This is a genomic window from Sneathiella limimaris (assembly GCF_012932565.1).
In the GTDB taxonomy this organism is placed as follows: Bacteria; Pseudomonadota; Alphaproteobacteria; order Sneathiellales; family Sneathiellaceae; genus Sneathiella; species Sneathiella limimaris.
Genome location: NZ_JABBYJ010000001.1, coordinates 1,568,253 through 1,594,638 on the forward strand (window position 1 = coordinate 1,568,253; position 26,386 = coordinate 1,594,638).

Sequence of the window (26,386 nt, forward strand, 5' to 3'; positions counted from 1 at the left end):
GTGAACAAAAGTAGTCAGGGAGCATCGGGTGCTTAGTGTTATCTCCGAGATTAGTCGGGTGTCTACACAACAATTCTATGGACGCGTTGCCGCGATCCAGGGCTTGCTTGTGGAAGTTGGTGGAATTCAGCGCCACTTAAGTATTGGCAGTCGTGTTGATCTCCTCGCCCGTGGCGATAAGGTCGTTCAGTGTGAAGTTGTCGGCTTTCGCGATGACCGGGCCTTGCTTATGCCATTTGGCTCTCTTGAGGGGGTGGGCATGGGCTGTAAAGCCCTGATTGCAGATCCCGATCCCGTTGTGTTTCCAGATCAAAGCTGGCTTGGTCGTGTGGTCAATGCCATGGGTGAACCCATTGATGGTGGCCCGCCACTTCGGAAAGGCAGCATGCCTGTTCCGTTGAAAAATGCAGCGCCGCCTGCCCATTCCCGCCAACGAGTTGGGGAGAAAATTGACCTTGGCGTTCGAGCACTGAATTCGTTTGCAACCTGCTGCCGTGGGCAGAGAATGGGGATTTTCGCGGGATCTGGCGTTGGTAAGTCAGTCCTGTTATCCATGCTGGCGCGTTACACTCAGGCTGACGTCAACATTATTGGTCTGATTGGGGAGCGGGGTCGCGAGGTCCAGGAATTCCTCGAGGATGACCTGGGGCCAGAAGGTTTGGCAAAGAGTATCGTTGTCGTTGCAACTTCCGATGAGCCGGCCTTAATGCGCCGTCAGGCAGCCTATTTGACATTGGCTCTTTCTGAATATTTTCGGGATCAGGACAAAGACGTGCTGTGCCTGATGGATAGTGTGACCCGCTTTGCTATGGCGCAGCGGGATGTGGGGCTCTCTGGTGGGGAGCCGCCAACCAGTAAAGGCTACACACCTACAGTCTTTAGTGAGCTTCCAAAATTGCTGGAACGCGCTGGACCAGGCCCCGGAAAGGGAACCATTACAGGGCTCTTTACCGTTCTTGTTGAGGGGGATGATCATAATGAGCCGGTCGCTGATGCGGTGCGCGGTATTCTGGATGGTCATATCGTGATGGAACGGAAAATTGCTGAACGGGGACGTTACCCGGCGATCAATGTATTGAAGTCGGTTTCCCGAACCATGCCGGGCTGTAATACACCTGAAGAAAGCCAGGTAATCATGGCGGCAAAACAGCTTTTATCCACATATGAGGATATGGCGGAACTGATTCGGCTTGGGGCCTATCGTCAGGGAAGCGATCCAAACGTGGATGCAGCCATTCATTACTATCCATTGCTGGAGCAGTTCCTCGCCCAGCAGAAGGATGAAAATACATCACTTGAGGAATGCTATCAGTTGTTGGCTGAGATATTGAACGTTGCGCCGCAGGAAACGGCAGCAGCGCCAGTAGAATAATTGCCATGTTGAAGAGGGGTACATAGTTCATGGCCGGTATTGGAAACCTGATCAGGGTTCAGAAATTTAAAGTCGATGAAAAACGTCGGGAAGTGTCCGATCTTGAAGAATTACGGGCAAATTTCGTGGCTCAGTTGGAAAAACTGAACCAGGAACAGGTTCGTGAGCAAGAGATTGCCTCCGGTGATTCGACCGCTGCCCTGCATTATGCCAGTTATGCTGAGGGGGCGCGTTTGCGCCGCGAAAACCTGCAAGCCAGCATTCAAGAACTTGATAGTCGAATCGAACAAGCTCGCTCTGAAATGGCGGAACTGTTCCAGGAACTGAAGAAATACGAAATTTCAGAGGAAAATCGTCTCAGGCTTCTGAAAGAGCAGCAGGAAAAACGCTATCAGGAAGAGATGGACAGCTTCTCCATCGAAATGTATCGCCGCAAATCCATCTCATAAGTTAGGGAGCTGACCTTCAAACCTGTGTCAGGTTGGGATTTCTAACTTCCCATTCTTCGGTTGGGTGAATGGGAAATGTTGGGAGTTGCCGGAAAGTTAAGCTGCCAGTTAGACCGGTAATTTCCATATTCTCGATGAAAATCTGGCTGACCTGGTCTTTCAGGCTTGTCTCCAATTCTTTTTGATGACGGAACAGCAAGTCAAAATGCTTAGGCCTGAATAATCCGTCCAATTGAACCGGTCCGCTCTTGCTGAGATCGAGTTCAATGATAAACCGGGTTTCATCTTCAATTTGGCCATCATTTTCCCGACCATGGCGACGATAGAACATCTTAAGTTGTTCAAGCCGCCCTTCTATCAGGAACGGGAAGGTGAAATTCTTCCAGTCATGTCCACCTTGATCCGAGTTGAGCCTGGAAAAGGTTGCAAAATCGTCCTGAAGATTGCGCATGAGATCCCCGTGACCACTTCGCTCCATCAAGTTCTGAAAGTCCTGACCCAACCATTTATTGATATTTCCGCCGTTCAAGGCTGAAAGGAAAAACAGAAGGCTTGCTCCCAGGCCGGAGCTGGCCGTCGGGATTCGAGAGTTCAGTAGTAAGTTGGCAAGATCCGGGTCATGGGACGCCGTAATGTTGAGGGCTAGGCGCAAGTTTTCCCAACCACTTAACAAAGGCAGATGTGGGGTTTTAAAAAGGCCGCTACTGCCCAGAGAGGCAAGTAAGGGGAAGGCTTCCAGTTTCTCTGATACAGCCAAAGCGATCTGGCTTCCGTTGGCTGGGGGATTTGTCGTTACAAATCGCAAAAGACCAAGTTCGGGAGACTGTACATGCACCTGAACGGCTCTTGCGCCGCCTTTCCCGGCGAGACTGCCAGATAGGCTGATAACAGTTCCGGTGGCGATACCTTTTTGCAGGTCTGGTGCTGCATTGGGAACCGCGTCTGGAGAGAGCACAACCATCGACATTTTCGTGCCGGGTGATAGGGGCGCCATGCCAAGGGAGGTTATCAATCGTTGGTTGAGAGAAGGATTATCTATTGTGGCGCGAACCAGTTCCAGTCCCAAAGCGACAGGCTGCTGACCGGTTGGTGTTGTCCCTGACGCTGGCGGTGAAGTTGCTGCTTGTGGGCCAACAGGGCCTTGAGCCGTCGTGGGTTGCGATCTATAGCCCGGGCTTTTCGTATGGGCATAGGCGGCAATTGGTCCAGCTGATGACGGCGGTGTTGGGCTTGTGTTATTTCCTGCGGATAAAGATGCGGCAAGCAAGGTGCTGTTAAGTGCAGAGGTGTTTTGCCCTTGGGCCGTATTGCCCGGGATCAAGAACGAGGTTGCAGCATTGGTTGGATTTTGCCCTTGGCCTTGTGTTGCAGCTGGCGGAACGTTTGGTGCAACTGGCGAGCGCGCTGGTGCTTTGTTCAGCGCGGCTGTCAGATTTTGTAACTGATTTTCACTTCCCCCTTGCTGATTGGCTAGCTGATTAACCAGTGCATAGGCATCCTGTTTCGGAGCGTTTACCACAGGCAAGAGTGATACGGAGGGCGGCGCTGCCAGTTTTTCACCATTAATGGCAATCACCCTTGCAACGATCATGTCATCCAGAGCTTCCAATTCCAGTACCACATGGCTACCCACTGGAATGGGGGAGCGACTATGCATACGAAAATTGCCAACCTCTGTATGCAGCATCGTATCACCGCCAGACGCTCGTGCGGTGACCACTGCGGCCAACATGGATCCTTCAGAAAGGCTGGAAATACTGTTTGGTTGCGGGACTGCGGGATTGGATTGACCCCCAGCCGGATTAGAGGGACTAACGGGTGTAATCTGTTGGGCGGACGTCCCCGCAGGCCTGTTACTTTCAACAGGTGTCGGTGGCGTTGAGCCTGATGTGGATTTTATTCCGCTCATACAATCTACCCGACATGTTGATCCGAGGCCCTTAGCTTCGGATCAGGCTTTGGGCAAGATGCTCTATCTCGCTTGCCGCTTCACTGGTTGGATATCGGCTTAACAATGCCGACTGGGACCTGATAGCCTTACCGACAGTGTCATCCTGGGGAATAATCCCGGCAAGATGCGGCTCCAACTGCAAAAAGTTACGGCAGGCGGCTAACAACTTTTCGTAGACTTTCTGCCCGTCATTTCGCGATTTTACCATATTTACGAGAATTCTGGTATCTGCATTTTGATGGGCCTGATGGGTCACCTTGATAAAGGCATAGGCATCGGTGAGCGAAGTTGGTTCCCCATTGGTGACCACCAGTTTTGGCCCCTTGGCAGAGGAAAGGGTCCTGACAGCGGCATCAATACCGGCGCCAAGGTCTAGAATGATGTAATCATAATCCTTGCCAAGCTCGACCAGCTCCTCGTGGACGGCCTGTAGATGATCAGAATCCAAGGTTCCAAGAGAGCCGGAACCTGATCGTCCTGCGATAATATCGAAACCACCGGGCTCATAGTGAAAAGCGACATCTTTCAGTTTTTTCTCACCACTGATGACAGACGCCAGATCATATTCCGGCATGACACCCAGCTGAATATCCACATTGGCAAGTCCCACGTCTCCATCGAAAAGCAGTACTTTCTTTTCAAGCTTTGCCAGGGCATGCGCCAGTGTGGTGGAGATAATTGTTTTTCCCACGCCGCCTTTGCCAGAAGCGACAGTAATCAGGTTCTTGCCCGCTGTGGCGGTTGCGGGATGGGCCGTGGGCCGTTGGGTTAAAGGACTATGTGTATCTGTCATTTTTGAACCTTGTCAAATTCGCTACTGACGCCCTGCTGGGTCGGATCACGTAAGATTAATCGGGCGAGATTTACGGGGGTAAGAACGTGCAATCCCGTGGCAACTGCTGGTGAGACACTTGCATAGGAAAAGCTGAGTCCAGCCTTGTCGGCTGCCGTGAGGACGCCGCCATATCGACGGGTCGTATCCAGTCGTGTAATCAGCAACCGTCTGGCTCCAATAGAAGACAGCTTGGCTGCGGTATCACTCATTTCGGCGGCATCCAGTCCAGCGGGCAGAACCGCTAGGGTTTCGGCACCGCTGGCGATAATTTGATCCGCCAGCTCTTCAAGATCTTTCATCTCGTAACAATTGATGCCGCCTGTATCGATCAGAATATGGGCGCCATCTCTGAGTTCTTTTTTGGCCAGGGTTTCCGGCAGTCCGTCCGCCCCATTTGTCACCCAGAGTTTCAACTTAAGGATATCCGTGAAGGCCTTTAGCTGATCGACGGCTCCCGCACGGCTCTTATCTGTTGTAATGACGTGGACAGGGCGACCATCCACTGTTGCAGATGCCGCCATTTTTGCGATGGTCATGGTTTTACCCACTCCCGGCGGGCCCACAAGCATCAATGGCTTGTTCCGTGCAGTGAATTTTGGCGCGAAGTTGAAATGCTCATCAAGTGACGCGGCTAGCGCCAGATTGGTGTCATCCGTATTGGCGCTGATTGCGGTTCGAATGATCCTCTCCGCCAGTAACGTTGGAACGCCATGAAATGCCATGGCCTGAACCAGAGTTTCCACCTGCGGGGTAACCTGAATTGGCTGCGCACCTGAAGTCTTTGCTCGCGCCTGTTTGGGGGCCGCTTTTGGTTTTACTTCCTGCTCTGCTTTCTGGCGCAGGAATAGACGATCTTCCGGTTCTGCTGTATCCGCTTTGGCCGGGCTGGCTTTCGGGGCCGCTGCTACCGGCTCAGGCGTTTTCTTTTTAATAACCCGCTTTGGCAGTGTTTTGCGTTTTTCATGGGGTTGTTCTGCTTCCAGTCGCCAGTCACTATCCCAGTCCATTGCCCAGCCATTTGATTTTTTGGGCTGATAGGTTGGTGGTGCAGGGTCTTGTTTTTCAATTGCCGCAGTCACTTGAGCCTCTCCTGATGGCAGGTCCTGAGTGGAGAGGATGATCGCATCATCTCCTAACTCGTTGCGAACCTGTGTCATGGCATCAGCCATGTCTTTGCCGGTGAATGATTTGATACGCATTTACTGTTGCCCTACAGCTGCGCCAGAGTTTTCAATTTGGCTTTGGGATGAATTTCATTTTGTGACATGACCACAGTGCTGGGGCGGAACCTTTCAATAATTGATCGAACGTAAGGACGAATTGCTGGGCTGGTCAACAGAACAGGATTGTGTCCCTGTTGCGCAAGCCGGTCAAAATTATCCCGAATGTTGGCGATGAATTCCTGTAGCAGGCTTGGCGCCATGGAAAGCTGTTTTTCTTCACCCTGACCAATGATTGCATCTGCGAAATTCTGCTCCCATTGGGGGGACAGAGTAACCAGCGGAATAAAGCCATCCGGGGCAGTGTTGGTCGCAGAAATCTGCCGTGCCAATCTCGCACGAACATGCTCGGTAATCATATTGATATTCTGCGTATATCCTGTCGCTTCAGAGATACCTTCCAGAATGCTGGCGAGATCGCGGATGGAAATCCGCTCGGTAAGCAGGTTTTGCAGGACACGCTGGACACCACTGACCGTAATCTGGGTTGGGATTACATCGGCAACCAGCTTCTGATGGGCACTTGGCAATTCGTCCAGTAGTTTCTGGGTTTCTGCATAAGATAACAGATCCGCCATGTGATCTTTCAGGATCTCGGTCAGGTGAGTTGTGATAACGGTTGCAGGATCGACAACAGTATAACCACGGAAGGAGGCTTCCTCACGTTGACCTTCATCTACCCAAACGGCAGGCAGACCAAACGTTGGCTCAGTTGTCTCTTCACCGGGCAGGTCAATGGGTAGACCTTGTGGGTCCATGACAAGAAGCTGGCTCGGCCGGACATCACCTTCACCTGCTTCCAGCTCTTTGACCCGAACCAGATAATTATTGGCGGGCAATTGCATGTTGTCGAGGATCCGGACGCTTGGCATCACAAAACCCATATCACCAGCGATCTGGCGGCGCAGGGCCTTGATTTGATCGGTCAGGCGATAGCCTTCAGTATCATTGATCAGGGACAGCAATCCATATCCCAGCTCCAGACGCAGATCGTCAATGGCGAGGGCCGTTGAAATTGGCTCTTCTGCTGGGATTGCTTCTTTCTGCTCTTCAATAACCTTTTGTTGTTCGGCCACTTCTTCCTGTTGGCGTTGTCGGGATAGGTAATAGCTCGCATATCCTATTGTACCTGCCAGCAGCAGAAACGGGATCATTGGAATACCTGGCAGGAACGAAAGACTAACCAGAAGGAAGGCACTAACCCCAAGGGCACGTGGATATCCACCCAGCTGTCCGATCAGGGCCTTGTCCGCGGTTCCAGTTACACCCCCGCGCGACACCAGCATGCCGGCCGCAACCGAAACGATCAGCGCCGGAATTTGACTGACAAGTCCATCACCAACCGTCAGCAGCGTATAGCTTTCTGCCGCCTGGGAGAAACTCAAGCCGTTTTGCGCGACACCAACAATGATACCGCCGATGATATTGATGAAGGTAATCAGAAGGCCGGCAATGGCATCACCGCGAACGAATTTAGACGCACCATCCATTGAACCGAAAAAGCTGCTTTCGTCCTCCAGTTCCTTCCGGCGGGAGCGGGCAGTGTTCTCGTCAATCATGCCAGCGGAGAGATCGGCATCGATTGCCATCTGTTTACCAGGCATGGCATCCAAGGAGAAGCGGGCTGCGACCTCAGCAATACGGCCAGAACCCTTGGTGATAACCACAAAGTTCACAATTACCAGAATGGCAAAGACAATAATCCCGATCACGAAATTACCGCCCATCACAAAGTTACCAAAGGCCTCAATTACATGACCTGCGGCGGCAGGTCCCGTATGTCCCTCTGACAAGATAAGTCGCGTTGATGCAAGGTTAAGCGATAACCGCATCATTGTGGCGATCAGCAAAACCGTTGGAAATGAGCTGAAATCCAGAGGCTTTGCGATAAACAGACAGGTCATCAGAATGATGACCGAGAAGGTAATCGAGAGCGCCAGACTAAAGTCCAGCAGCCAACTTGGCATGGGCAGGATCAGAACAACAAGAATACAGACCACGCCAAGGGCAAGGCCTATGTCTCCTTGTCCAAGGATGTTCCGGATGTCGCGCAGGCTATACCCACCGGGTCCTGCGCTTTGCTGCTGTTCCTGACTGTCACTCATTTATGCGACTGATCCCTGTCCAAAAGGTCGTTACATTGCCGGACGGCTTGTTCCGGCTTGCGGAACTTCCACACCTTCGCCTGAATACTGTTTCAGTTTGTTCCGAAGGGTTCGAATAGAAATTCCAAGAATGTTGGCTGCATGTGTCCGGTTGCCAAGACAATGTTCAAGCGTGTTGAGGATCAGATCCTTTTCAACATCTGCAACTGTTCGGCCAACCATGCTGCCGCCCTCTGCAGCCTCTGCAGTTGCTGCGGATGCTGATGGGCTCGCCATTGCTGCAGGCGCTGCTGCACCTGCCATTGCAGGAGTTTCAGGAACTGCGCTGCCATCTGGCATGAGAATGGCTTCTGGACCAATGTCATCACCCTGCGCCAGCAATACTGCCCGGTGCATCGTATTCTCCAGTTCCCGAACATTACCTTTCCAGCCATTGCGTTTCAGTTTTTCAAGCGCAGCCTGACTGATTTCCCGCTCTGGGATGGAATTCATTTCAGAATATTTTTTGGCGAAATGTTTGGATAGGGTCACGATATCAGATGGACGTTCCCGAAGCGGTGGGATTTTCAACGTCACAACATTCAGCCGGAACAGCAAGTCTTCCCTGAAGGTTCTCTCCTGAACAGCTTCTGCCAGATCCCGGTTGGAGGTTGCGAGAATTCGAATATCCACTGGAACTGGCTTGGTACCACCAACCCGGTCAATCACCCGCTCTTGAATGGCCCGAAGTAGCTTCGCCTGCAGTTGGATATCCATTTCGCTGATCTCGTCCAGCAGCAAGGTTCCGCCATTGGCTTCTTCAAACTTACCAATCCGCCGGGCAATCGCGCCGGTAAAGGCACCTTTTTCATGTCCGAATAATTCAGATTCCAGAAGGTTTTCAGGGATTGCTGCGCAGTTTACACAAACAAACGGCTTATCAGAGCGGTTGCTTTTCTTATGTAGATAGCTTGCCATCACTTCTTTACCGGTACCGGTCTCACCGTTGATGAGAACGGAGGCAGAGGAGGGGGCAATCTGATCAGCAAGTTTCACAACCTCGGCCATAGCCGGGTCACTGAAAATCAGTTGGGAATTATCTTCCGCGACGGCTTCCAGAACGGCAGCAATCAGCTCCGGATCTGGGGGCAGCGGCAAAAATTCCTTGGCACCTGCGCGAATGGCATTGGCCGCAGCCTTGGCTTCGGTGTTAATGCCACAGGCAATAATGGGCAGGTTGATCCGCTCGTTTGTCAGGCTTTCAACCAGTTGCGAAATAGGCAGATTGACATCAATCATCGCCATATCTGCACCCCGACCTGAGCGCAAGGAGGTCAACGCGGCTTCAATATCTTCAACCTGGCTGACTTTCGCGCCCCGGGACATAGCAATTTTGCTGGCCGCCCCGATTTGTCCGTTTAATGATCCAATTATAAGCAAACGCATCTGCTTATTCTCCCGATACTCTAATTATAAAACTGCACGCGCTCGGTCGGCGGCAACAAGGTATTCAGTACCATTTCCAGGCGACGGGGATTTTCCTGTCTGCCGATGGAGGTGGCGCTGGCGATATAAATGCGGTTAATCAGTACTTCCTCAGCGGAATTGCGTTCCAGTTTCGACGCAAGTGGGCTGAAAAACATATTGGCGAGAACCGCGCCGTAAAATGTTGTCAGAAGGGCAACTGCCATGGCTGGTCCGATTGTCGACGGATCATCCAGGCTGCTGAGCATCTGGACAAGTCCCACCAGTGTTCCGATCAGGCCCATGGCGGGTGCAACTTCGGCTGCCCGATGAAGCATACCCGCAGAAGAGTTGTGACGGGCTGACATGGCTTTTAACTCGTTACTGAGGATCCGGTTGACCTCGTCAGCAGGCAGACCATCCACAACCAGTTGAAGGGATTTGTTCTGGAAGCTCTCTGGATCTCCCTGACTGATATAGTCCTGTAATTTTAGAATACCTCTGCCCCGGCAGCGCTCTGCCAGTTCAATCATATCCATGGCGACCTCAATGGGGCGCCGATGCGGCTTGAAAAGGGCCCTTAAGATCAGGCGTTGAGAGCGCAAGACCTCAAAGAGCGAATAGCTCATGGTTGTGACCAGGAAAGTGCCCCCCAGCACAATAAGAACTGATGGCAGGTTATAAAAAGCTGTTGCGGAGCCGCCAATGAGGACGGCTGCCGTAATCACAGCAAAACTGCCAAAAAGCCCAAAAATTGTCGCAAAATCCAAGTTCATTATTGGTTATCCAGTTATCTGCGATCCGACTTGATAATCTCGGTCATTGTGACACCCAGCCGGTCCTCCACAACAACAACCTCTCCGCGGGCGACAAGACGGTTGTTGACATAAATATCGATCGCTTCACCGACTTTGCGGTCCAGCTCAACAACGGCCCCCCGGCCGAGTTTTAGAAGCTGGCTGACCTGCATTCTGGATTTGCCCAGAACAGCAGAAACATGCACTGGAATATCAAACACAGCTTCCAGATCGGCGGCTGTGCGGGCGATATCGGAATCATCCTGAATATCGTGATCCTCTGCTCCGTCTTCGGCAGCGGCGTTAGCCCCTTCCTGATCGGCCCCTTCAGCACCTGCCTCGTCCGTAGGCTGGGCGCTCAGATCATCAAGCTCTAAATCTTCATTATCTGCCACTGTTACTCTCCATAACTGTCATAAGCATCTTCCTTCAGGACCCTTATGACTTTGCTTCATCTGCCGAATTGACAAATCGGTGAATGATCTCTTCTAGTTTCTGTGTTGTGTCGGTGACGTCTCTTTCCACGCCGCCATCTGCCCACTCAATGCGGCAGTCACTATCGATTTTTGTATCGTCCGGTAACAGGATGATATTTCCCTGAAATCCGGATTGTTGGGCCAGGATATCCACTTTCTCGGATAGACTGTTACAAACCTGTTCATTGGCTCTGAGGACAATGCGCGGCTCGTCATGTAAATCAGCCAGGCAATCCTGTACCATCTGCAGCACTTCTTGCTCCGGTTGGCGGGCAATTAGGGAAGGGGCCAGTTTCTTGGCAATGGCAAAGGCAAGGCTAGCGGCCTCGCAGCGAACATTTTCCATCTGTGCCTCATGGGCCTGCGCAAGTTGCTGCAGTTGACTGCTCAGGTCACTCATGATTTGGGCAGTTGTCGCTTCAACACTTTGCAGAACCTCTTCCCGGCCGGCAGCTTGTCCGGCGCTATGGGCTTCGGCACATAATCTTTCCTTGTCTTCTTCCGTGTAGATAGCCGGTGGCAATTCCGGTTCCGGGGCCTCTACTTTTTCAGGCTCCTTCTTAACGGAACTACCGAATTCGGTATCAAACAGGAATTTGGAAGTTGCACTCATTACTAACGCCCTTAATAAACCAGCTCGTCGTCACCGCCACTGTCAGCGAGCATAATTTCACCTTTATCAGCCAGGTCTTTCGCGATATTCACGATTTCCATCTGGGCCTCATCCACATCCCGCAGACGAACCGGACCCAGGGCCTCCATATCCTCGCGAAGGATCTTGGCCGCACGCTCAGACATATTGCTGAAGAAAAGGTCCCGAACGGCATCGGAAGCGCCTTTCATGCAAATGCCCAACCGATCCTTGTCCACATTGCGAAGCAGGGTTTGGACACCTGCAGGATCGAGTTTGAGAAGATCTTCAAACGTAAACATCAGCGCCTTGATCTTCTCTGCACTGTCGCGGTTCCGCTCTTCCAGGGCGGCAATGAACCGACCTTCAGTGTTGCGATCAAAATTGTTGAAGATCTCAGCCATCATTTCGTGGCTGTCGCGCTTGTTGGTCTTGGCAAGGTTGCTCATGAACTCGCTGCGAAGTGTATCTTCGATCTTGTCCAGAACCTCTTTCTGAACAGATTCCATCTGCAGCATCCGGTTCACCACTTCGAGGGAGAAATCCTCTGGAAGCGTGGAGAGTACCTTGGCCGCATGATCTGGATTGATCTTGCTCATGACCACAGCCACGGTCTGCGGATATTCGTTTTTCAGATAATTGGCCAGCACCGCTTCGTTCACATTGGCCAGCTTGTCCCACATGGTCCGACCCGCCGGCCCGCGGATCTCTTCCATGATGTTGTCGACCTTGTCGGAAGGCAGGGCTTTCAGCAGAAGTCGCTCTGTTGCCTCATATGTGCCGATCAGGTTACCGGTTGAGGAGATGCTGCCAGCAAACTCAACAAACAGGGCTTCCATAACTTCTGAGGACACTGTACCAAGATTCGACATGGACTGAGAAATCTCCTTGATTTCCTCTTCATCCAGTCGGCTCCAGATCGGAGCAGCATGTTCTTCCCCAAGCGCCAGCATCATGATGGCCGCTTTGTCATTTCCAGACAGTTGTTTGATATCTGTGATCGCCATGAGACTTCCCTGGATTACTTATCGTGATAGAGCCAGTTGCGAATGATCGCGACGGCTTCATCTGGATGTTTTTCAACGATTTCGCCAACCTTATTGAGGGCAGAGGTTTTGACCTGTCCATCAACCTTGGCAATGTCGATCATTTCATCCAGCTCAGATAGGGTTTCGGATTGCAGGCCAAGATCCTTTTCACCTGCAGGGCCCTCAAGGGCTGCGGTAGTACCGCCGGCGCCGCCCGGTATCTGGGCAACACCTCCACCTGCTGCTGCGTAGCCTGGCGCACCTGCAATTGCACCGACGGCGCCGCCAGGACCCGCCAAAGCATTACCAGCATCATCTGCGCTTAAAGCCCGTGTTAGCAATGGCCGTACGACCAGAAGCAGAGCAAGGATGGCAACGATCGCAAGGACAGCCATCTCACCCATCTTGAACAGGTCGCGTTTGGTGAGGCCCATGAACAGTTCAATTGTTTCCGGATCTTCCTCAAACTCGACAGGAGCCAATTGCACGAAAGGCATATTGACGACTTCAACAAGGTCACCGCGATCCTCATCGAACCCGATTGAGGATTTGACCAATCGGGCGACCTGATCAAGGGCATCCTGATCCAGTGGTTCATAGGTTTGATTGCCATCTGCATCTACCGCGGCACGCCCGTTCACCAAAACAGCAACTGTTAGGCGTTGGATAAGACCACTTTCCTGAACCTCTGTGGTGATGGTTTTGGAAATTTCGTAGTTGACTGTCTCTTCGACCCGGTTGGAGGCACTTTCAGATCCTGCACCCCCTTCTTGAGCTGCTTCTGCTTCTGGAAGGTTGTTGCCAACGGTAACACCTTCAGCGCCCCCTGTTGTATCGGAGGAAGAGTTACTTTCCTCAACAGTCTGGGTGGAGCGGACAACCTGTCCATCTGGGTCATATGTTTCTGATTTGACCGTTTTCTGGTCAAAGTTCATTTCCGCACTGACTTGGGCACGGACATTTCCTTTGCCCAGGGATTGTTCAAGCAAGGCTTCGATTTGTTCACGCAGGCGCGCTTCATAAGAAACCCTCATGAACTCGCTTTGGCTGCTGAAACCGTTGCCTGGGTTTTCTTTACCATCGCCCCGTGCCAGCAGATTTCCGCGGCTATCGACAATTGAAATCCGGTTCACGGCCAATGTGGGGACTGCTGCAGCGACCATGTGCTGAATAGAAGCAACTTGGTCTTCGCTGAGACGGCCTTTAAGTTTTAGAACGATTGAGGCAGAGGCTTCCCGTTTTTCCCGGCTGAAGACCTGCCGTTTTGGCAAGACGATATGAACACGAGCTGTCGAAACATTGTTTAGCGCGCGAATGGTTCGGGACAATTCCCCTTCCAGGGCGCGCACCAGATTAACATTCTGAACGAAAGCCGTTGTGCCGAAAGCGTCTGAATTATCAAAGATTTCATAGCCAACAGAGCCACCATTTGGCAGGCCATCCTGCGCCATGCCCAAGCGGAGTTTATCCACTTGATCGCGCACTACCAAAATATCCCGGCCACCATTCTCAAGTTTGTAGGGAATGTTTTGAGCGTCCAGCCGGCTGATCACAGCTCCGGAATCCTCTGGTTCCAGATTGCCATAGAGCAGCGCATAGTCTGCGTTTCCAAGCTGCGTGGACATAAACATGATCAGGGCGATCAGACCCACGGCGACAGACCCCAGTATGGCGAGCCTGATAGTACCGAGGTTCTGTAGAAGCTGACTTAATCCGTTCACGATCGACACCTTTAAAGCAAAAAGTACAAGTTAGAACACTGTCCGATGAGACCGTAATCTAACGACTTGTTATAAACAGAAGGTTAACGACCGGCAATATTTGCCGAGTTTTAGGAAAAAATTGCCTATTTTTAGGAAGTCATTGAATTAGAAAAAGAAAATAAAAAAGCGATTTGGCGGGTTTCAGGCCAAATCGCTGCGCGAAAAGTCAGTTTTTAGGGTGTGATATTTTTGACTCGTTTCCCTAAAAAAAGTTAATTTTCAAATTCTGGAGGGCTCGGAGGCCGGTATTGCTGGATCCGGGTGGTCCGAAGTCCGGGCAAACCGTGCTTGTCGATTGCCTTTTGCCAGGAAAGGAATTCTTCGACTGACAACTTATACATTGTGCAGGCTTCATCCAGGCTGATCAGGCCACCGCGAACGGCTTGGACAACCTCGGCCTTGCGACGGATCACCCAGCGCTTGGTGTCTCTTGGTGGCAAATCATCAACGGTCATCGGCTTGCCATCGAGGCCGATGATTTTACTGGTTCTTTGTTCTGATAAGGGCTGCATTATGGTGCTACCTTACTCCAACTCGTAATCTTTGCTGAGATCGGATAGTAGCGCCGGTAATTTAACAAACTGCTAAAGCCGATGGTTAATTTTATCTTTCGGCAAAAAAAGGCAGAAATTCCCGACCAAAAGCAGCATTTTGGCCGGGAAAAAAGGAGTATTTTCAGTTACTTAAGAATTTATCGCTTAATTCGGATAAGTTCTTCAAGCATTTCGTCTGCAGTGGTGATGATCTTACTTGCAGCTGAATAGGAGCGCTGGGTTACAATCATCTTTGTAAATTCGTTTGCAATATCCACTGTCGAAGCCTCGGTCGCCGAACTAATGACTCGGCCAGCGCCGCCAATGGTTGCCTCCCTGAGGGAAAATGTTCCAGATTCAGGGGTTTCATCATAGGCGTTACCGTCCAAGTTGCCCATTTCGTTAGGGTTCGGGAAGGTCGCGACCGGGATTTTGTAGATATATTTTGATGTACCGTTGTCAAACTTGGCAATCACGTTTCCTTCTTCGTCAATAAAGACAGAGTTGAAGGAGCCAAACAAGGCACCGTTCACTTCTGAAGAAACCAGTTCAGAGTTACCGGCGAAATGTGTAAATCCGTCAGATTGATCATCCGTACCAAAATCAAGGGTCAAGGCTTGTGGAGTCTCAATACCCAGTGTTGCAGCCCATGGAATGTTAATGGTGTTGGTCTGGGTCGTTGCGCCTGAAGACAGATCTATCGTGCCGTCTGTATTAAAGGCAACAATTTCAGTTGAAAGAACGTCTTCATTACCATCCGCATCAAGGTCGGCGGTAATTTCAAGCGTCCATTCGTTTGGCGTGACACCCGTGCCGGTTTTCAGGAAGTTGAAGGTAACGGAATGAGCCGCACCTACACTATCATAAATCTGGAAGGACCGTGCAAAGTGAGGCGTTGTTGTGCCATTGGCCATATCACCAGCGACATAACCAGCACCAAATGTAGCCTGCTCTTTCGCCAGGTTAGCTTTCAACTCAATCGTTGTGGTTGGCTCAGCGTTACCGGTCAGGCCTGAAATATTAACAGGCTCCAGTGCTGCCAAGTCAGATTGGTTGGTTGGAATATTTCCGTCCGGATCAATCGCCCAACCTTGCAGATAATATCCTTGTGCATTACGCAGAAGGCCTGTTTCATCCGGCTCAAAAGTTCCTGCACGGGTGAACAGGTAGTTACCGCCTGATGCGGTTGGATCACTTTGGGTGTGCACAACGAAGAACCCGTTGCCCGCGATTGCCATATGTGTGTCGGCATCCGCTGCTGTGATCAAACCTTGTGTATCAACCCGCTGGCTTGGGTGAACAATCACACCACCAGGGGAATAAGTTGTGTTGGTTGTACTTTCTGTCACCAGGGTGGAGAAAACCGCCCGAGTGTCTTTGTAACCAATTGTGCTACTGTTTGAGATGTTATCAGAGATAATGCCCATTGACATGGACTGGGCTGCTAGGCCCGATACCCCGGAGAACATTGCTGCTGTAAGACTCATTTCTTTACTCCTTTAATCAGGTCTGCTCCGGTTAAAGAGGCAGACAGGTTACTAATTACGCTTTACGCGCCGTCAGTATCAGTGTTCGCGACCTCAACAGTCGTGATATTTGCAAGTCCAAGTGGGACCCCGCCCACCATAAGGACCGGTTGTCCATCGATTGTTTCTACTTTGCTGGCCAGCCCTTTAAAGCTGTAGTTCACATCTACCTGGCTGCCACCGTCGGTCTTGGCATCTACCACCAAATAGTAAGCCCCTTCAGGAGCCTGGCCGCCATTAACCAGCGATCCATCCCACGTAAAAGTTTGGTCGCCCTTACCAAGTGTGCCTGCACTTTCCGTATGAACTTTGTTTCCGGCTTTGTCATAGATTGAGTAGGTCACCTCATCTGCAGTTGTCTGCAGATTGATGTTCCAGGCCGCGCCTTCACCATCCAATTTGGCCACGTTCAGATCAGTACCAACCGTCTTGCCAAGATAGCTGATCAGGGTTGTCGCCTCATTGTTCTGCTGGCTGATGGATTGCAGTTGGATCAGGGCTTCCAGATGCTGGTTTGTCGCAATGGACTGCTCAACCCCGGTGAAGGAGACCAATTGATTTGTGAATTCGTTGGAATCCGTCGGGTTTAGCGGGTCCTGGTTCTGCAACTGGGTGGTCAGCATGGTCAGGAAGTCGTCAAAATTATCGGCTAGGTTCACCGCAGATTTATTGGCGGTGCTATCTGCCTTATAATATTGAGCATTTGCTTCTTCGATATTCATCACATTACTCCTTCAAGGGTCAGACCTGGATATCCAGACCACTGTCTGATCCTGCCGCATTTGAATAGGCTGCTGTTTCCAGTGCCATTTCTTCATCAGCGGCTTCTGAATTGAGTGGTGAACCACCAGCAAACTGCTGATTGGCATCACCCTGATCGTTGCCCTGGTTCAAAGTGAAGTTCAGGCTGTCAGAGCCTGTTTTGAAACCTGCATCCTGCAGAGCTTTTGCCAGTTGGTTAGCGTCCTGACGCAGAGTTTCCAGGCTGTCTGGGTTGTCTGCGGAAATAACCGCCATGACCCGTCCGTCATGACCCAGTTCCATCTTTACGTCGACCCGACCCAGCTCCGCAGGGTTCAGTTGAACCTTGATCTGATCAACCCCATCCTTGGCAGCTTTGCTCAGCTGGGCAGAGACTTGCTCAGCAGGACTTCCAGCCTGGGCTGTTGCCCTGTTGGCCTGAGTTGCCTGGCTGGCTGAACTGCTGCTGGTTGAATCAACGCCAGCGATTGCAGCGCCTGGGGCGGCAGTGGAGCTCGTCACGGCGTTCGTGTCTGTCTGCACTTGTGGTGTCAGCAAGGAGGTCGCCAAATCACCGTTTGGAATGATGATCGGTGTCTCAGCCTGTTGGGCTGACTGGGTGACCATTGCGATTGCAGTGTCAGCTTTTGGAGCCGATGCTGCTGCGGATTGCTGAGTTGCGGCAGTGCTGGCTTGTAGTGTATTTCCACCACTGACCATGGATCCAGCAGACGCGGTTGCTGTGCCAGTCTTGGCGGCCGAGGCTACTGTAATCTTGCCCTTGCCGCTGGCCAGCATTTCAGAAATCTTGGCGGAAAGGACCTCTTTCTCGGTCATCTTTGCCATTTCATCCTGCCGCATTTTTTCAAGCGGATTGACAGTTTGTGCCTGGTTGGCTGTTTTTGACTGAACTTCCTCAGTCTGTGTCATGTTGGTTGCCGCCGCCTGAGCAGGCGTATTGTTCTTTGCCTTTGCAGCGGTATCCGCAACCTGACCATTCTCGCCTTTGGTTACTTGTTTACCCACTGCTGTAGCGGCTGCTGTTGCGGCTGGTGTGCTGGACGCTGCCGCAGTCGCTGATTTTGGATCAGCGCTTTGCTTTTGGCTAGCGGCTGCAATGGCAGCACCGGCTTGTTCAGCTGCCTGGCCGCTTGTTCTGGTGGCTGCATTCTCAAGACCTACTTCTTTAGTGGTGCCTGAAACATTACCTGTTTCACCTTCACCAGAAGCTGCTTCGGCGTTTGCACTCTTCGATTTCGGGTCCGCCACAGATGTCGCTGCAGTTTCATCTGCAGTGGTGCTGCCAGTGGTCACTGCTGCTGTAGCCTCACCATCACCCTTGGGCGTTGTTACCTGGCTTGCTGCTGCCGGAACCTGTTGAGGAGCGACGGTAACTGTCTCAGTGCTGTCAGCGGCAACTGCTGGTTTGTCGGAGTAGGTATCGTCGTTCTGCTCAGCAGTATCCGTATCCTCTACTCGGTCATCATCGTGATCGTTGACATCATCGACATCCTCGCGGGCTTTGACCTTTTCTTCGGGTTCTGGACGCTCGGCGCGATCTGCATCGGCAAGGTGCCGGGCGAAATCGTCCTTGGCTTCATCCTTAAAGGTTGGGCCCCAGTTAAAGGACTTGTCGGTATCATGTCTGACTTGTGATACATCCATTGATTTAATCTCACTTATGTATTTCACGAACCTATTGCGGTTTGCCCCATACCAAGCAAAAGGCGGGCCAGTTTTTCAAAAAAAATAAAAATCAATAAAATCAATGGTTTGTGCGTTGTTGGGCATATCAAGGTTCGGTGGGTCTAGTCGGTTCAGGCAATTTCTGCCAGCTCCACGAGTCCCTTTCTTGCCTAGGGTGGCAAAAACCGTCTTTCAGGGTGACCACCAGAGGGGGCTTCTCTTCGGAAAACTGGTTACACTTTATAATAGGGGGATCTTTTCAGGCTCAGTTTCGAGGAGTTGGCATCCATATTGCATAGTATGGGGTGAGATTAATGTCAGTTGTGGCATGTCCAGTTGAAAATATAGGTCTCTAAAATCTATTAAGGTCAGTATTTTCAATTAGTTAAAGCAGTTTTCAGGATTGTGGAGAGATCGGAAAAAACTGCCTTTTAGACAGGTTACAAAGAGTAACCCGGCGAAAACTGCCCATAGGCTGAAGCCAGGTTAAGTGGAGAAGAACATGAGTTTGACTGCAATTATGAATTCGGGTGTCACGGGTATGCTGGCTCACCAGCAGGCGCTCAATGTTACGTCGAACAACATCGCCAACGTCCAGACCGAAGGCTATGCCCGCAAAGTCGTGGACTACAGCACAATTGTTCTTGGCGGGCAGGGCGCTGGTGTGGATATCGAAGATGTCCGCCGTGTCACTGACGAGTTCATTCAGCGCGAACTGCGCCTTTCCACTGCGAGCACCGAACAATATGCTGCCATGTCCGATATTTATGGCAAGTTACAGGCCCTGCTTGGAGATCCGGCAGAAAACACATCCTTAACTGGCAAGGTGGATAGCATTCATACCTCTTTGTCCCAGTTGACAGTGGATCCAACGCTTTCGGTTGCCCGCTCCTCTGCGTTGACAGAAATTCAGAATTTCGCAATCGAGGCAAACCGGCTGCAGACACAGATCCAGGCCCTGCGCAAAGAAGCAGATAATCATATTGTCACAGAGATTGAGACTGTAAACCGGGCGATCCTCCGGATCCACGAGTTGAACCAGGAAATTTCCTCCGCAACAATCAGCGGCAAGCCAACCGGTGAATTGGAAGATAAACGGGATCAGGCTCTCTCTGAGATTGCTGATATTGTGGATGTGAAAACCTATCCGCAAGGCAATAACTCCGTGGCCGTTATCACCAATGCCGGTCAGCAGCTTCTCGATTTTATACCTCGTCAGCTGGTTTACGATGCAGCTGCAACTGTGACTTCGGAAACGATTTTCGATCAGGTGACGATTAACGTTTATAACACGACAACAGAAACAGTCGCGGCAACTGGTCTTGCCCTTGATCCGGAATTAACCGGCGGTTCCTTGCGGGGCTGGCTGGATATGCGGAATGTGGAATTGCCAGGCATGGCAAATCAGATCGGCGCGCTCGCTGGTGAAATGGCTGAACAGTTGAACGCTGTCCATAACGCCAATGTGGCGGTGCCACCTCCTGCAACATTGACAGGCCACAATAGCGGTGTCGTCGCAACAGACGATCATGGCTTCACCGGTCAGGCAACATTCTACAGTTTTGATACCAATAACGACATCGTGGCTTCCTATACCGTTGATTTTGATGCGGGCGGAACGACAACAATGGCCGATGTGCTGGCTGAGGTGAACGGTGCCCTTGGTGCAGGAACACTGACCCTGACAAATGGCGTTCTGGAAATGACGGCCCAGGGCGGTGCAACGGGCGTCGGTGTTCAGCAGGTGGATACAGATCCTTCCCTGCGAGGCGGCAAGGGCTTTTCCCATTTCTTCGGCCTTAATGACCTTGTGGAAGCTTCGGTTCCAACAAATTTTGATACAGGTCTGGCGGCCGGTGATGCGCACGGGTTCACTGGAACCATTGATATTGAAAACCGAGGGCCAAATGGCGAGGTTCAGAGCAGCTTCACAATTGACTTTGGCGCTATTGGCGGCACCGTCAATGATATCATTAACGAGCTGAACACAAACCTCTCACCCGCTGCAACGGCAAGCCTGACATCAGACGGAGCCATTGTGATCTCAAATGTTACAGGCTATGAGAACTACAGCATCAATGTCAGTAATGATACGTCTGATCGAGGCGCTACCGGTGTCTCCTTTGCCGACATGTTCGGGGTGGGTCTTCGCTATCCTGTTGATCAGAGTTCCGGCCTGACTGTCCGCTCGGATATTCTGGCGTCTCCCATGTCAATGGCGTTGGCCCGTGTGGATGCAACAGGAACACCAGCCTTGAACCTTTCTGATAACCGGGGTGCTCTCTCTTTTCAGGATCTGGCAAATACAGCGACCAGCTTTGATACCTGGGGTGGTCTGCCCGGCTCAAATGTGACTGTCGGTGAATATGCCGCACAGATCCTGGCCAAGTCCGGTTTGGACGCAGCCCGTGCCGACAGCCTAAGAGAGGACCGTGCTGCGCTCGCCGGGGTTTTAGAGGAAAAACTTCTGGAATCTGCCGGCGTCAATATGGACGAGGAACTGGCCAATCTAATTGTCTATCAGAATGCCTACAATGCGGCGGCTCGTGTGATCACAACCGCCCGCGACATGTATGACATTCTGATCAACATCGTTTAACGCATCGTCGTAGGAGAAAGCTCATGACACGCGTATCCACATTCCACCAAAGCCAGACGCTGCTCAGCTACATGCAGGGTGCCCAGGCGCGGGTTGACAAAGCCCAGTTTCATGTGACCACAGGTCACGTGGCGGAATTCTACAAGGATATCTATCAGGATACCTCGACATTGACAGGGTCGAAATCACTACTGTCGCGCCTTGAACAGCATAAAGAGAATAACGGCGTCGTGTTGTCAGAGTTGGCAGCCTATGATCAGGCGCTTGGCGGGATGGAAAGTGCTGCAACTGACCTGAAAGAGGCCGTTATGGGCGCGATCAATGCGTCCTCCGCCCTTGGTCTGGAAGCCACCATCGAGGGTGTATTTGATGCAGTTGTCGGGTTTATGAACAGTCAGAATACGGAAGGCTACTTGTTCGCAGGGAGTAAGAAAGATACGTCTCCCATCAACATTTCCGATATGAACGATCTGCTGACAGCGCTCGAGCCTCCAACCGATGTTTTTGACAACAATACATTGAAACGCACCGTTCGCGTGGATGAAAACCGGACCCTGGAAATCGGCTTGGTGGCGGATGAGGTCGGGCTCGACATCATGACGGCGGTTCAGCGTCTTGTCATGTGGCAGAACGGAACTCTTCCAACAACTGCGCCCGTTCCAACCGGGCCAGCAGGACCTGTAACCACACCGCTTCGCGATGAGGATCAGGCTTTCCTGACGGGCGAGATCGCCAATTTGGAGAATCTGGTGCGGGATCTGGGTGAGCTCCGCGGTGAAAACGGTCTCAACCAGAAAGTGATGGAACAGACCGTTGAGGCGATCGATGTGCAGATCACACAAACCAAAATCTTCATCAGCAATATTGAGGATGTGGATGCCGCCGAAGCGATCACGAAGTTGAACGAGGCGAACTTTGCGCTTGAGGCGTCTTATAACGTCCTCTCCCAGCTCAATCGGACAACGCTTCTGAATTATCTCAGCTAGTACGCCTTAAAAAAGGAACATCTCCAGAGAAAGGCATCTCGTCCCAAGGGACGGATGCCTTTTTTGCATGGCTATAGTGTGACGGTTATACTTGCATCCGCTAAAAACCAGCCTATATTGCGCGCCATGAATTCATTAGGTTTTGATACAGCACCGGAAGATACCCGCGTTGTCGTCGCCATGTCAGGCGGCGTGGACAGCTCGGTTACGGCTGCGCTTTTGAAAGATCAGGGCTATGACGTGGTCGGGATCACGCTGCAGCTTTATGATCATGGCGTTGCGGTTCAGAAAAAAGGCGCCTGTTGTGCCGGGCAGGATATTCACGATGCCCGCCGGGTCGCTGATGCCATTGGCATTCCCCATTATGTGCTGGATTATGAAAGCCGCTTTCAAGACAGTGTGATGGAAGAATTTGCCGACAGTTATCTGCGCGGCGAAACCCCTGTCCCGTGCGTGCGCTGTAATCAAACCGTGAAATTCCGCGATTTGCTGGAAACCTCTCAGGATCTAGGCGCCGTTGCCCTGGCGACCGGGCATTATATCCGCCGCGAAGGCGGCCTTAGCGGCGCTCGTCTATATCGCGGTGCAAATGCCATCAAGGATCAGAGCTATTTCCTTTTTGCGACGACGCAGGAGCAGGCGGATTATCTGCGGTTTCCTCTTGGCGGTCTAACCAAGGAAGAAACCCGGGCGCTGGCAGAAAAATACAATCTCGCCGTTGCGGCCAAGCCTGAAAGTCAGGATATCTGCTTCGTTCCCAATGGCAATTATGCCAGCGTGATTGAGCGTATTCGCCCAGGCGCCGGTCGGGAAGGGGACATTGTCGATCTTTCCGGTAAGGTTCTGGGAAGTCACAATGGCATCATCAACTACACCATTGGGCAGCGCCGTGGCCTTGGCATTGCGGTTGGCGATCCGCTGTATGTGGTGCGGCTGGACCCGGAAGGAAACCGGGTCGTGGTCGGACCGCGCGAAGCCCTGCTGGTCTCCAAGCTCAGCCTTCGGGAAATGAACTGGATTGGTGATGAGCCGCTGTCTGATCAGGGCACAGAGGTCATGATCAAGGTGCGCTCTACGCAGGATCCGTTCCCGGCAACCGTTTATGGTGCGGCCAATGGCTGGGCCGAGGTTCACCTGACAGAGCCCGAAGCCGGTGTTTCTGCTGGGCAGGCCTGTGTCATGTATGACGGGGATCGCCTTTTGGGCGGTGGCTGGATCGCTGGAACAGAAGCACCGCTTACCCTCGAGGTTGCTTAACGACTTGCCGCCGATGACCTCTTTTCAGGTCTTCAAGATCCGCAACATCCGGGCCGTTCACGCCTGCGCTAATCCTGCAGCTAATTTTGTTGATTTCTTCGCTTGACAGCCTCAGCAAAAGACCCTAAAAACCGGGCTCCAGACGGCCTGATCCACGGCCGTTCTTCGTGTGGCGGAGTAGCTCAGCTGGTTAGAGCAGCGGAATCATAATCCGCGTGTCGGGGGTTCAAGTCCCTCCTCCGCTACCAAAATTCCTTTAAGTAAGAATACTTTTGGTTTTGGTTATACTTTTCCAGAGTGCTATAACAAATCCAAATGGGGGTCTTGGTAATGCCAGTTGCGGTTGGCTCAACTTTTCCAGAGTGCTATAACCTTTTGCGTTGAGGCAAAAGCCGCGCCGAGGTTTCGGTTGGCTCAACTTTTCCAGAGTGCTATAACTACTAGCAAGGTGTATTGAGGGAGGCCCCAGTTGCGGTTGGCTCAACTTTTCCAGAGTGCTATAACGAGGGCGACAAAGGCGTCGGAAATCACCGCGTTGCGGTTGGCTCAACTTTTCCAGAGTGCTATAACAACCGGTGGGCGGCCACCCTTGGCAAATTGGTTGCGGTTGGCTCAACTTTTCCAGAGTGCTATAACTCACTTCGCTTTATGGCGGAGCGGTTTCAAGTTGCGGTTGGCTCAACTTATCCAGAGTGCTATAACGTCTTCCGTTCGGTGCCTTCAGCTCAATGAGTTGCGGTTGGCTCAACTTTTCCAGAGTGCTATAACTTGCACTATTCACTAGACCCTGACCAACTGGTTGCGGTTGGCTCAACTTTTCCAGAGTGCTATAACTGCCGCTTCCAGAACCATTAGCTTGTCTTCGTTGCGGTTGGCTCAACTTTTCCAGAGTGCTATAACGGCAAGCTGGTAAAGGTTCGGACCTTATATGTTGCGGTTGGCTCAACTTTTCCAGAGTGCTATAACTCCAGCCAGTCAGCACCACACTATATATTAGTTGCGGTTGGCTCAACTTTTCCAGAGTGCTATAACGATCGAGGAGCACAAGAAACAAGCGCGGATGTTGCGGTTGGCTCAACTTTTCCAGAGTGCTATAACCTGACAGGTAATTACCATTCAGGGTATTGAGTTGCGGTTGGCTCAACTTTTCCAGAGTGCTATAACCGCTTCGTCTTGTACCCATAAACCAACCGTGTTGCGGTTGGCTCAACTTTTCCAGAGTGCTATAACTATTGAAGCTTGGGAGCTTGGTTTCCATCTGTTGCGGTTGGCTCAACTTTTCCAGAGTGCTATAACTCAAATTTATCTGTTAATTCAACTTTCATAGTTGCGGTTGGCTCAACTTTTCCAGAGTGCTATAACTCGGGGAGCCGGTCGGATCATCCTGGGTTAGTTGCGGTTGGCTCAACTTTTCCAGAGTGCTATAACTATTGAAGCTTGGGAGCTTGGTTTCCATCTGTTGCGGTTGGCTCAACTTTTCCAGAGTGCTATAACAAGTCTGCCCATGCATCCCCCGAAGCCACTGTTGCGGTTGGCTCAACTTTTCCAGAGTGCTATAACGGGGTCGCAATTGACTATGTTGCAGGATATGTTGCGGTTGGCTCAACTTTTCCAGAGTGCTATAACTGATCGCAATATAAGGTATTGAAATAACGAGATTTATTGGGTTTTGAAATGACAAAAAACATATCGTTATTTTTTAAAATAGAATGAACTGTTCCGGGTTTTTAAGGGATAATCTGCGCTGATTCCCTCTAAAACACACGATGTTCTCATATTGTTTGTCCGTAAATTGTAAGATGTCTACTTTTCCCATTGGTGGCATGGCGCGTTCGATTTTTCGAATAATTGCCTGCACGGCATCTTTGCCAGAGGTGTGTCGCACATATACAGAATATTGAGCCATCTCAAAGGCGTTATCAAGCAGGAAGTTGCGGAATTTGGTATAGTGATACCGTTCTTTCTTCGTTGCGGTCGGCAGATCGAATAACACCATCACCCACATGAATTTATATCCGCTCAGTTCTGTGTATCTCTGACGTGCCATTATATTGGCTGGCCAAGTGTTAAGGGAATTGGTGGGGCTGGTAATTCCAGCTTCTTTCGATTGCCGAGAAAAACCTGGGCGAGGGACTGGGCCATTCGGTCCATGCAGACTTGCATCGGGCTCGCCCCTTCAGCAGCTTGCATATCTATCGTCAGCACCGCTGCGAGTGCCGCTTTATGTTGAGGCGTCAGGGAAAACTCCTGTCCCTCAATTTGCTCGGAAATTCGTTTGACTCGATCATCAACCCAAGGACGATATGGCTCCATTAGATCATCTGCGAGGCGCAGGGCATCTCCCTTGCTTTGATGGTGAATTGAGAGGGAAGGGTGAAGGCCTGCCGCCAGCAGGGACCGGGCTGTCGCTGCCCTTAAAATGGTGTACCCATAATTCAGGGCGGTATTGATTGCTCCTTGGTGGCTGCTTCGTATAAAATCTTCTCCCATTAGCCGCTTCCAGTATTTTCGGGCTGCCTGCGCTTCCAGATTATCTATATCTCCTGATTTGACGCGACCAGCCATAGAGGCAATGTCTTCGAATTCTTGGTTGTATAATCTTAGGACTTCGGCCTGATTTTCAATTTTACTCTTGACCAACTGTGCCCATAACCGCTTTTGCATCGGTTTGTTTGCAACGGCTTGGGCCTGCATGGTCAGGCCTTGTGTGAAATGACCGCTGACAGGCCAGATCACCGAAGCAGGTGACTGGTTGGTGTTGCAGATGACAATTGGTACATTGACGTCTGCCAGTCGGGCGCAGATATTGGCTGAAAAAGACGCGCCATGTCCGCGAATGATCAAGGCAGACATATCTTCAATGGCAACCTTTCCAACACATTCCCTGCCCATTGCAACTGACAGAAACCCCCGGTCGACAGACAGGTGTGCCCCGTCCGAGGATATTTCGACGACACGGTTTTTCATCTTTTCCCCTCACTTGTGTAG

The 26,386-nt window shown here is 51.4% G+C and carries 21 protein-coding genes, 1 tRNA gene and 1 CRISPR repeat array; of the genes, 6 read left to right on the forward strand and 16 right to left on the reverse strand.

What is annotated here, in order from left to right:
• Window positions 1–28: 28 nt before the first annotated feature.
• Together fliI and HH301_RS07575 are read left to right on the forward strand one after the other, a co-directional pair.
• Complete coding sequence (fliI, locus tag HH301_RS07570) at window positions 29–1,372, forward strand: flagellar protein export ATPase FliI (protein ID WP_169568122.1); 1,344 nt, start codon at window positions 29–31, stop codon at window positions 1,370–1,372.
• 29 nt (window positions 1,373–1,401) lie between these two features.
• A complete protein-coding gene (locus tag HH301_RS07575; protein ID WP_169568124.1) occupies window positions 1,402–1,821 on the forward strand; it encodes a flagellar export protein FliJ in 420 nt (139 codons plus the stop codon).
• A gap of 16 nt (window positions 1,822–1,837) precedes the next feature.
• On the opposite strand, the gene HH301_RS07580 is transcribed toward HH301_RS07575, so the two are convergent.
• From HH301_RS07580 to HH301_RS07645, 14 genes are all read right to left on the reverse strand, one after another.
• Entirely contained in the window at window positions 1,838–3,730 is a 1,893-nt protein-coding gene (locus HH301_RS07580; protein WP_169568125.1) for a hypothetical protein, read from the reverse strand.
• Window positions 3,731–3,761: 31 nt separating this feature from the next.
• Window positions 3,762–4,565: a MinD/ParA family protein gene (locus HH301_RS07585; RefSeq protein ID WP_169568127.1), complete on the reverse strand. Its 804-nt coding sequence runs from the start codon at window positions 4,563–4,565 to the stop codon at window positions 3,762–3,764.
• On the reverse strand, window positions 4,562–5,806 hold the full coding sequence (locus HH301_RS07590; protein WP_169568129.1) for a flagellar biosynthesis protein FlhF: 1,245 nt from the start codon (window positions 5,804–5,806) through the stop codon (window positions 4,562–4,564). The genes HH301_RS07585 and HH301_RS07590 overlap by 4 nt, the downstream gene beginning before the upstream one ends.
• Window positions 5,807–5,817: 11 nt before the next feature.
• Entirely contained in the window at window positions 5,818–7,932 is a 2,115-nt protein-coding gene (flhA, locus tag HH301_RS07595) for a flagellar biosynthesis protein FlhA (protein ID WP_169568131.1), read from the reverse strand.
• Window positions 7,933–7,962: 30 nt separating this feature from the next.
• Entirely contained in the window at window positions 7,963–9,357 is a 1,395-nt protein-coding gene (gene flbD / locus HH301_RS07600) for a sigma-54-dependent transcriptional regulator FlbD (RefSeq protein WP_169568133.1), read from the reverse strand.
• A gap of 20 nt (window positions 9,358–9,377) precedes the next feature.
• Window positions 9,378–10,151 (reverse strand): motility protein A, encoded by a 774-nt coding sequence (locus HH301_RS07605; protein ID WP_169568135.1) that lies wholly within the window; start codon window positions 10,149–10,151, stop codon window positions 9,378–9,380.
• A 14-nt stretch (window positions 10,152–10,165) separates the two neighbouring features.
• Window positions 10,166–10,441 carry a flagellar motor switch protein FliN gene (fliN, locus tag HH301_RS17880; RefSeq protein ID WP_420821181.1) on the reverse strand — a complete coding sequence of 92 codons (276 nt, stop codon included), beginning with the start codon at window positions 10,439–10,441 and terminating at the stop codon, window positions 10,166–10,168.
• Between the two features lie 169 nt (window positions 10,442–10,610).
• Window positions 10,611–11,261: a FliH/SctL family protein gene (locus tag HH301_RS07615; protein ID WP_169568137.1), complete on the reverse strand. Its 651-nt coding sequence runs from the start codon at window positions 11,259–11,261 to the stop codon at window positions 10,611–10,613.
• 11 nt (window positions 11,262–11,272) lie between these two features.
• Window positions 11,273–12,286, reverse strand: a complete 1,014-nt coding sequence (gene fliG, locus HH301_RS07620; RefSeq protein WP_169568139.1) for a flagellar motor switch protein FliG — start codon at window positions 12,284–12,286, stop codon at window positions 11,273–11,275.
• A gap of 14 nt (window positions 12,287–12,300) precedes the next feature.
• Window positions 12,301–14,028, reverse strand: a complete 1,728-nt coding sequence (fliF, locus tag HH301_RS07625; protein ID WP_169568141.1) for a flagellar basal-body MS-ring/collar protein FliF — start codon at window positions 14,026–14,028, stop codon at window positions 12,301–12,303.
• 254 nt (window positions 14,029–14,282) lie between these two features.
• Window positions 14,283–14,582 carry a CtrA inhibitor SciP gene (sciP, locus tag HH301_RS07630; protein ID WP_169568143.1) on the reverse strand — a complete coding sequence of 100 codons (300 nt, stop codon included), beginning with the start codon at window positions 14,580–14,582 and terminating at the stop codon, window positions 14,283–14,285.
• 179 nt (window positions 14,583–14,761) lie between these two features.
• Window positions 14,762–16,090, reverse strand: coding sequence for a flagellar hook protein FlgE (flgE, locus tag HH301_RS07635; RefSeq protein ID WP_169568145.1), 1,329 nt, complete (start codon window positions 16,088–16,090; stop codon window positions 14,762–14,764).
• Between the two features lie 62 nt (window positions 16,091–16,152).
• On the reverse strand, window positions 16,153–16,851 hold the full coding sequence (locus HH301_RS07640) for a flagellar hook assembly protein FlgD (RefSeq protein ID WP_169568147.1): 699 nt from the start codon (window positions 16,849–16,851) through the stop codon (window positions 16,153–16,155).
• Between the two features lie 19 nt (window positions 16,852–16,870).
• Complete coding sequence (locus tag HH301_RS07645) at window positions 16,871–18,535, reverse strand: flagellar hook-length control protein FliK (protein WP_169568148.1); 1,665 nt, start codon at window positions 18,533–18,535, stop codon at window positions 16,871–16,873.
• A gap of 523 nt (window positions 18,536–19,058) precedes the next feature.
• Here HH301_RS07645 and flgK point away from each other — a divergent pair.
• From flgK to HH301_RS07665, 4 genes are all read left to right on the forward strand, one after another.
• Complete coding sequence (gene flgK / locus HH301_RS07650) at window positions 19,059–21,155, forward strand: flagellar hook-associated protein FlgK (protein WP_169568150.1); 2,097 nt, start codon at window positions 19,059–19,061, stop codon at window positions 21,153–21,155.
• A gap of 23 nt (window positions 21,156–21,178) precedes the next feature.
• Window positions 21,179–22,141, forward strand: a complete 963-nt coding sequence (locus HH301_RS07655) for a flagellin (protein ID WP_169568152.1) — start codon at window positions 21,179–21,181, stop codon at window positions 22,139–22,141.
• 126 nt (window positions 22,142–22,267) lie between these two features.
• A complete protein-coding gene (mnmA, locus tag HH301_RS07660; protein WP_169569535.1) occupies window positions 22,268–23,398 on the forward strand; it encodes a tRNA 2-thiouridine(34) synthase MnmA in 1,131 nt (376 codons plus the stop codon).
• A gap of 171 nt (window positions 23,399–23,569) precedes the next feature.
• Window positions 23,570–23,646, forward strand: a tRNA-Met gene (locus HH301_RS07665).
• A gap of 23 nt (window positions 23,647–23,669) precedes the next feature.
• A CRISPR array of direct repeats spans window positions 23,670–25,024; the repeat unit is 36 nt; unit sequence GTTGCGGTTGGCTCAACTTTTCCAGAGTGCTATAAC.
• A 73-nt stretch (window positions 25,025–25,097) separates the two neighbouring features.
• On the opposite strand, the gene cas2 is transcribed toward HH301_RS07665, so the two are convergent.
• On the reverse strand, window positions 25,098–25,445 hold the full coding sequence (gene cas2 / locus HH301_RS07670) for a CRISPR-associated endonuclease Cas2 (RefSeq protein ID WP_206378224.1): 348 nt from the start codon (window positions 25,443–25,445) through the stop codon (window positions 25,098–25,100).
• Entirely contained in the window at window positions 25,445–26,365 is a 921-nt protein-coding gene (cas1, locus tag HH301_RS07675) for a type II CRISPR-associated endonuclease Cas1 (RefSeq protein ID WP_169568154.1), read from the reverse strand. The genes cas2 and cas1 overlap by 1 nt, the downstream gene beginning before the upstream one ends.
• Between the last annotated feature and the right edge of the window lie 21 nt (window positions 26,366–26,386).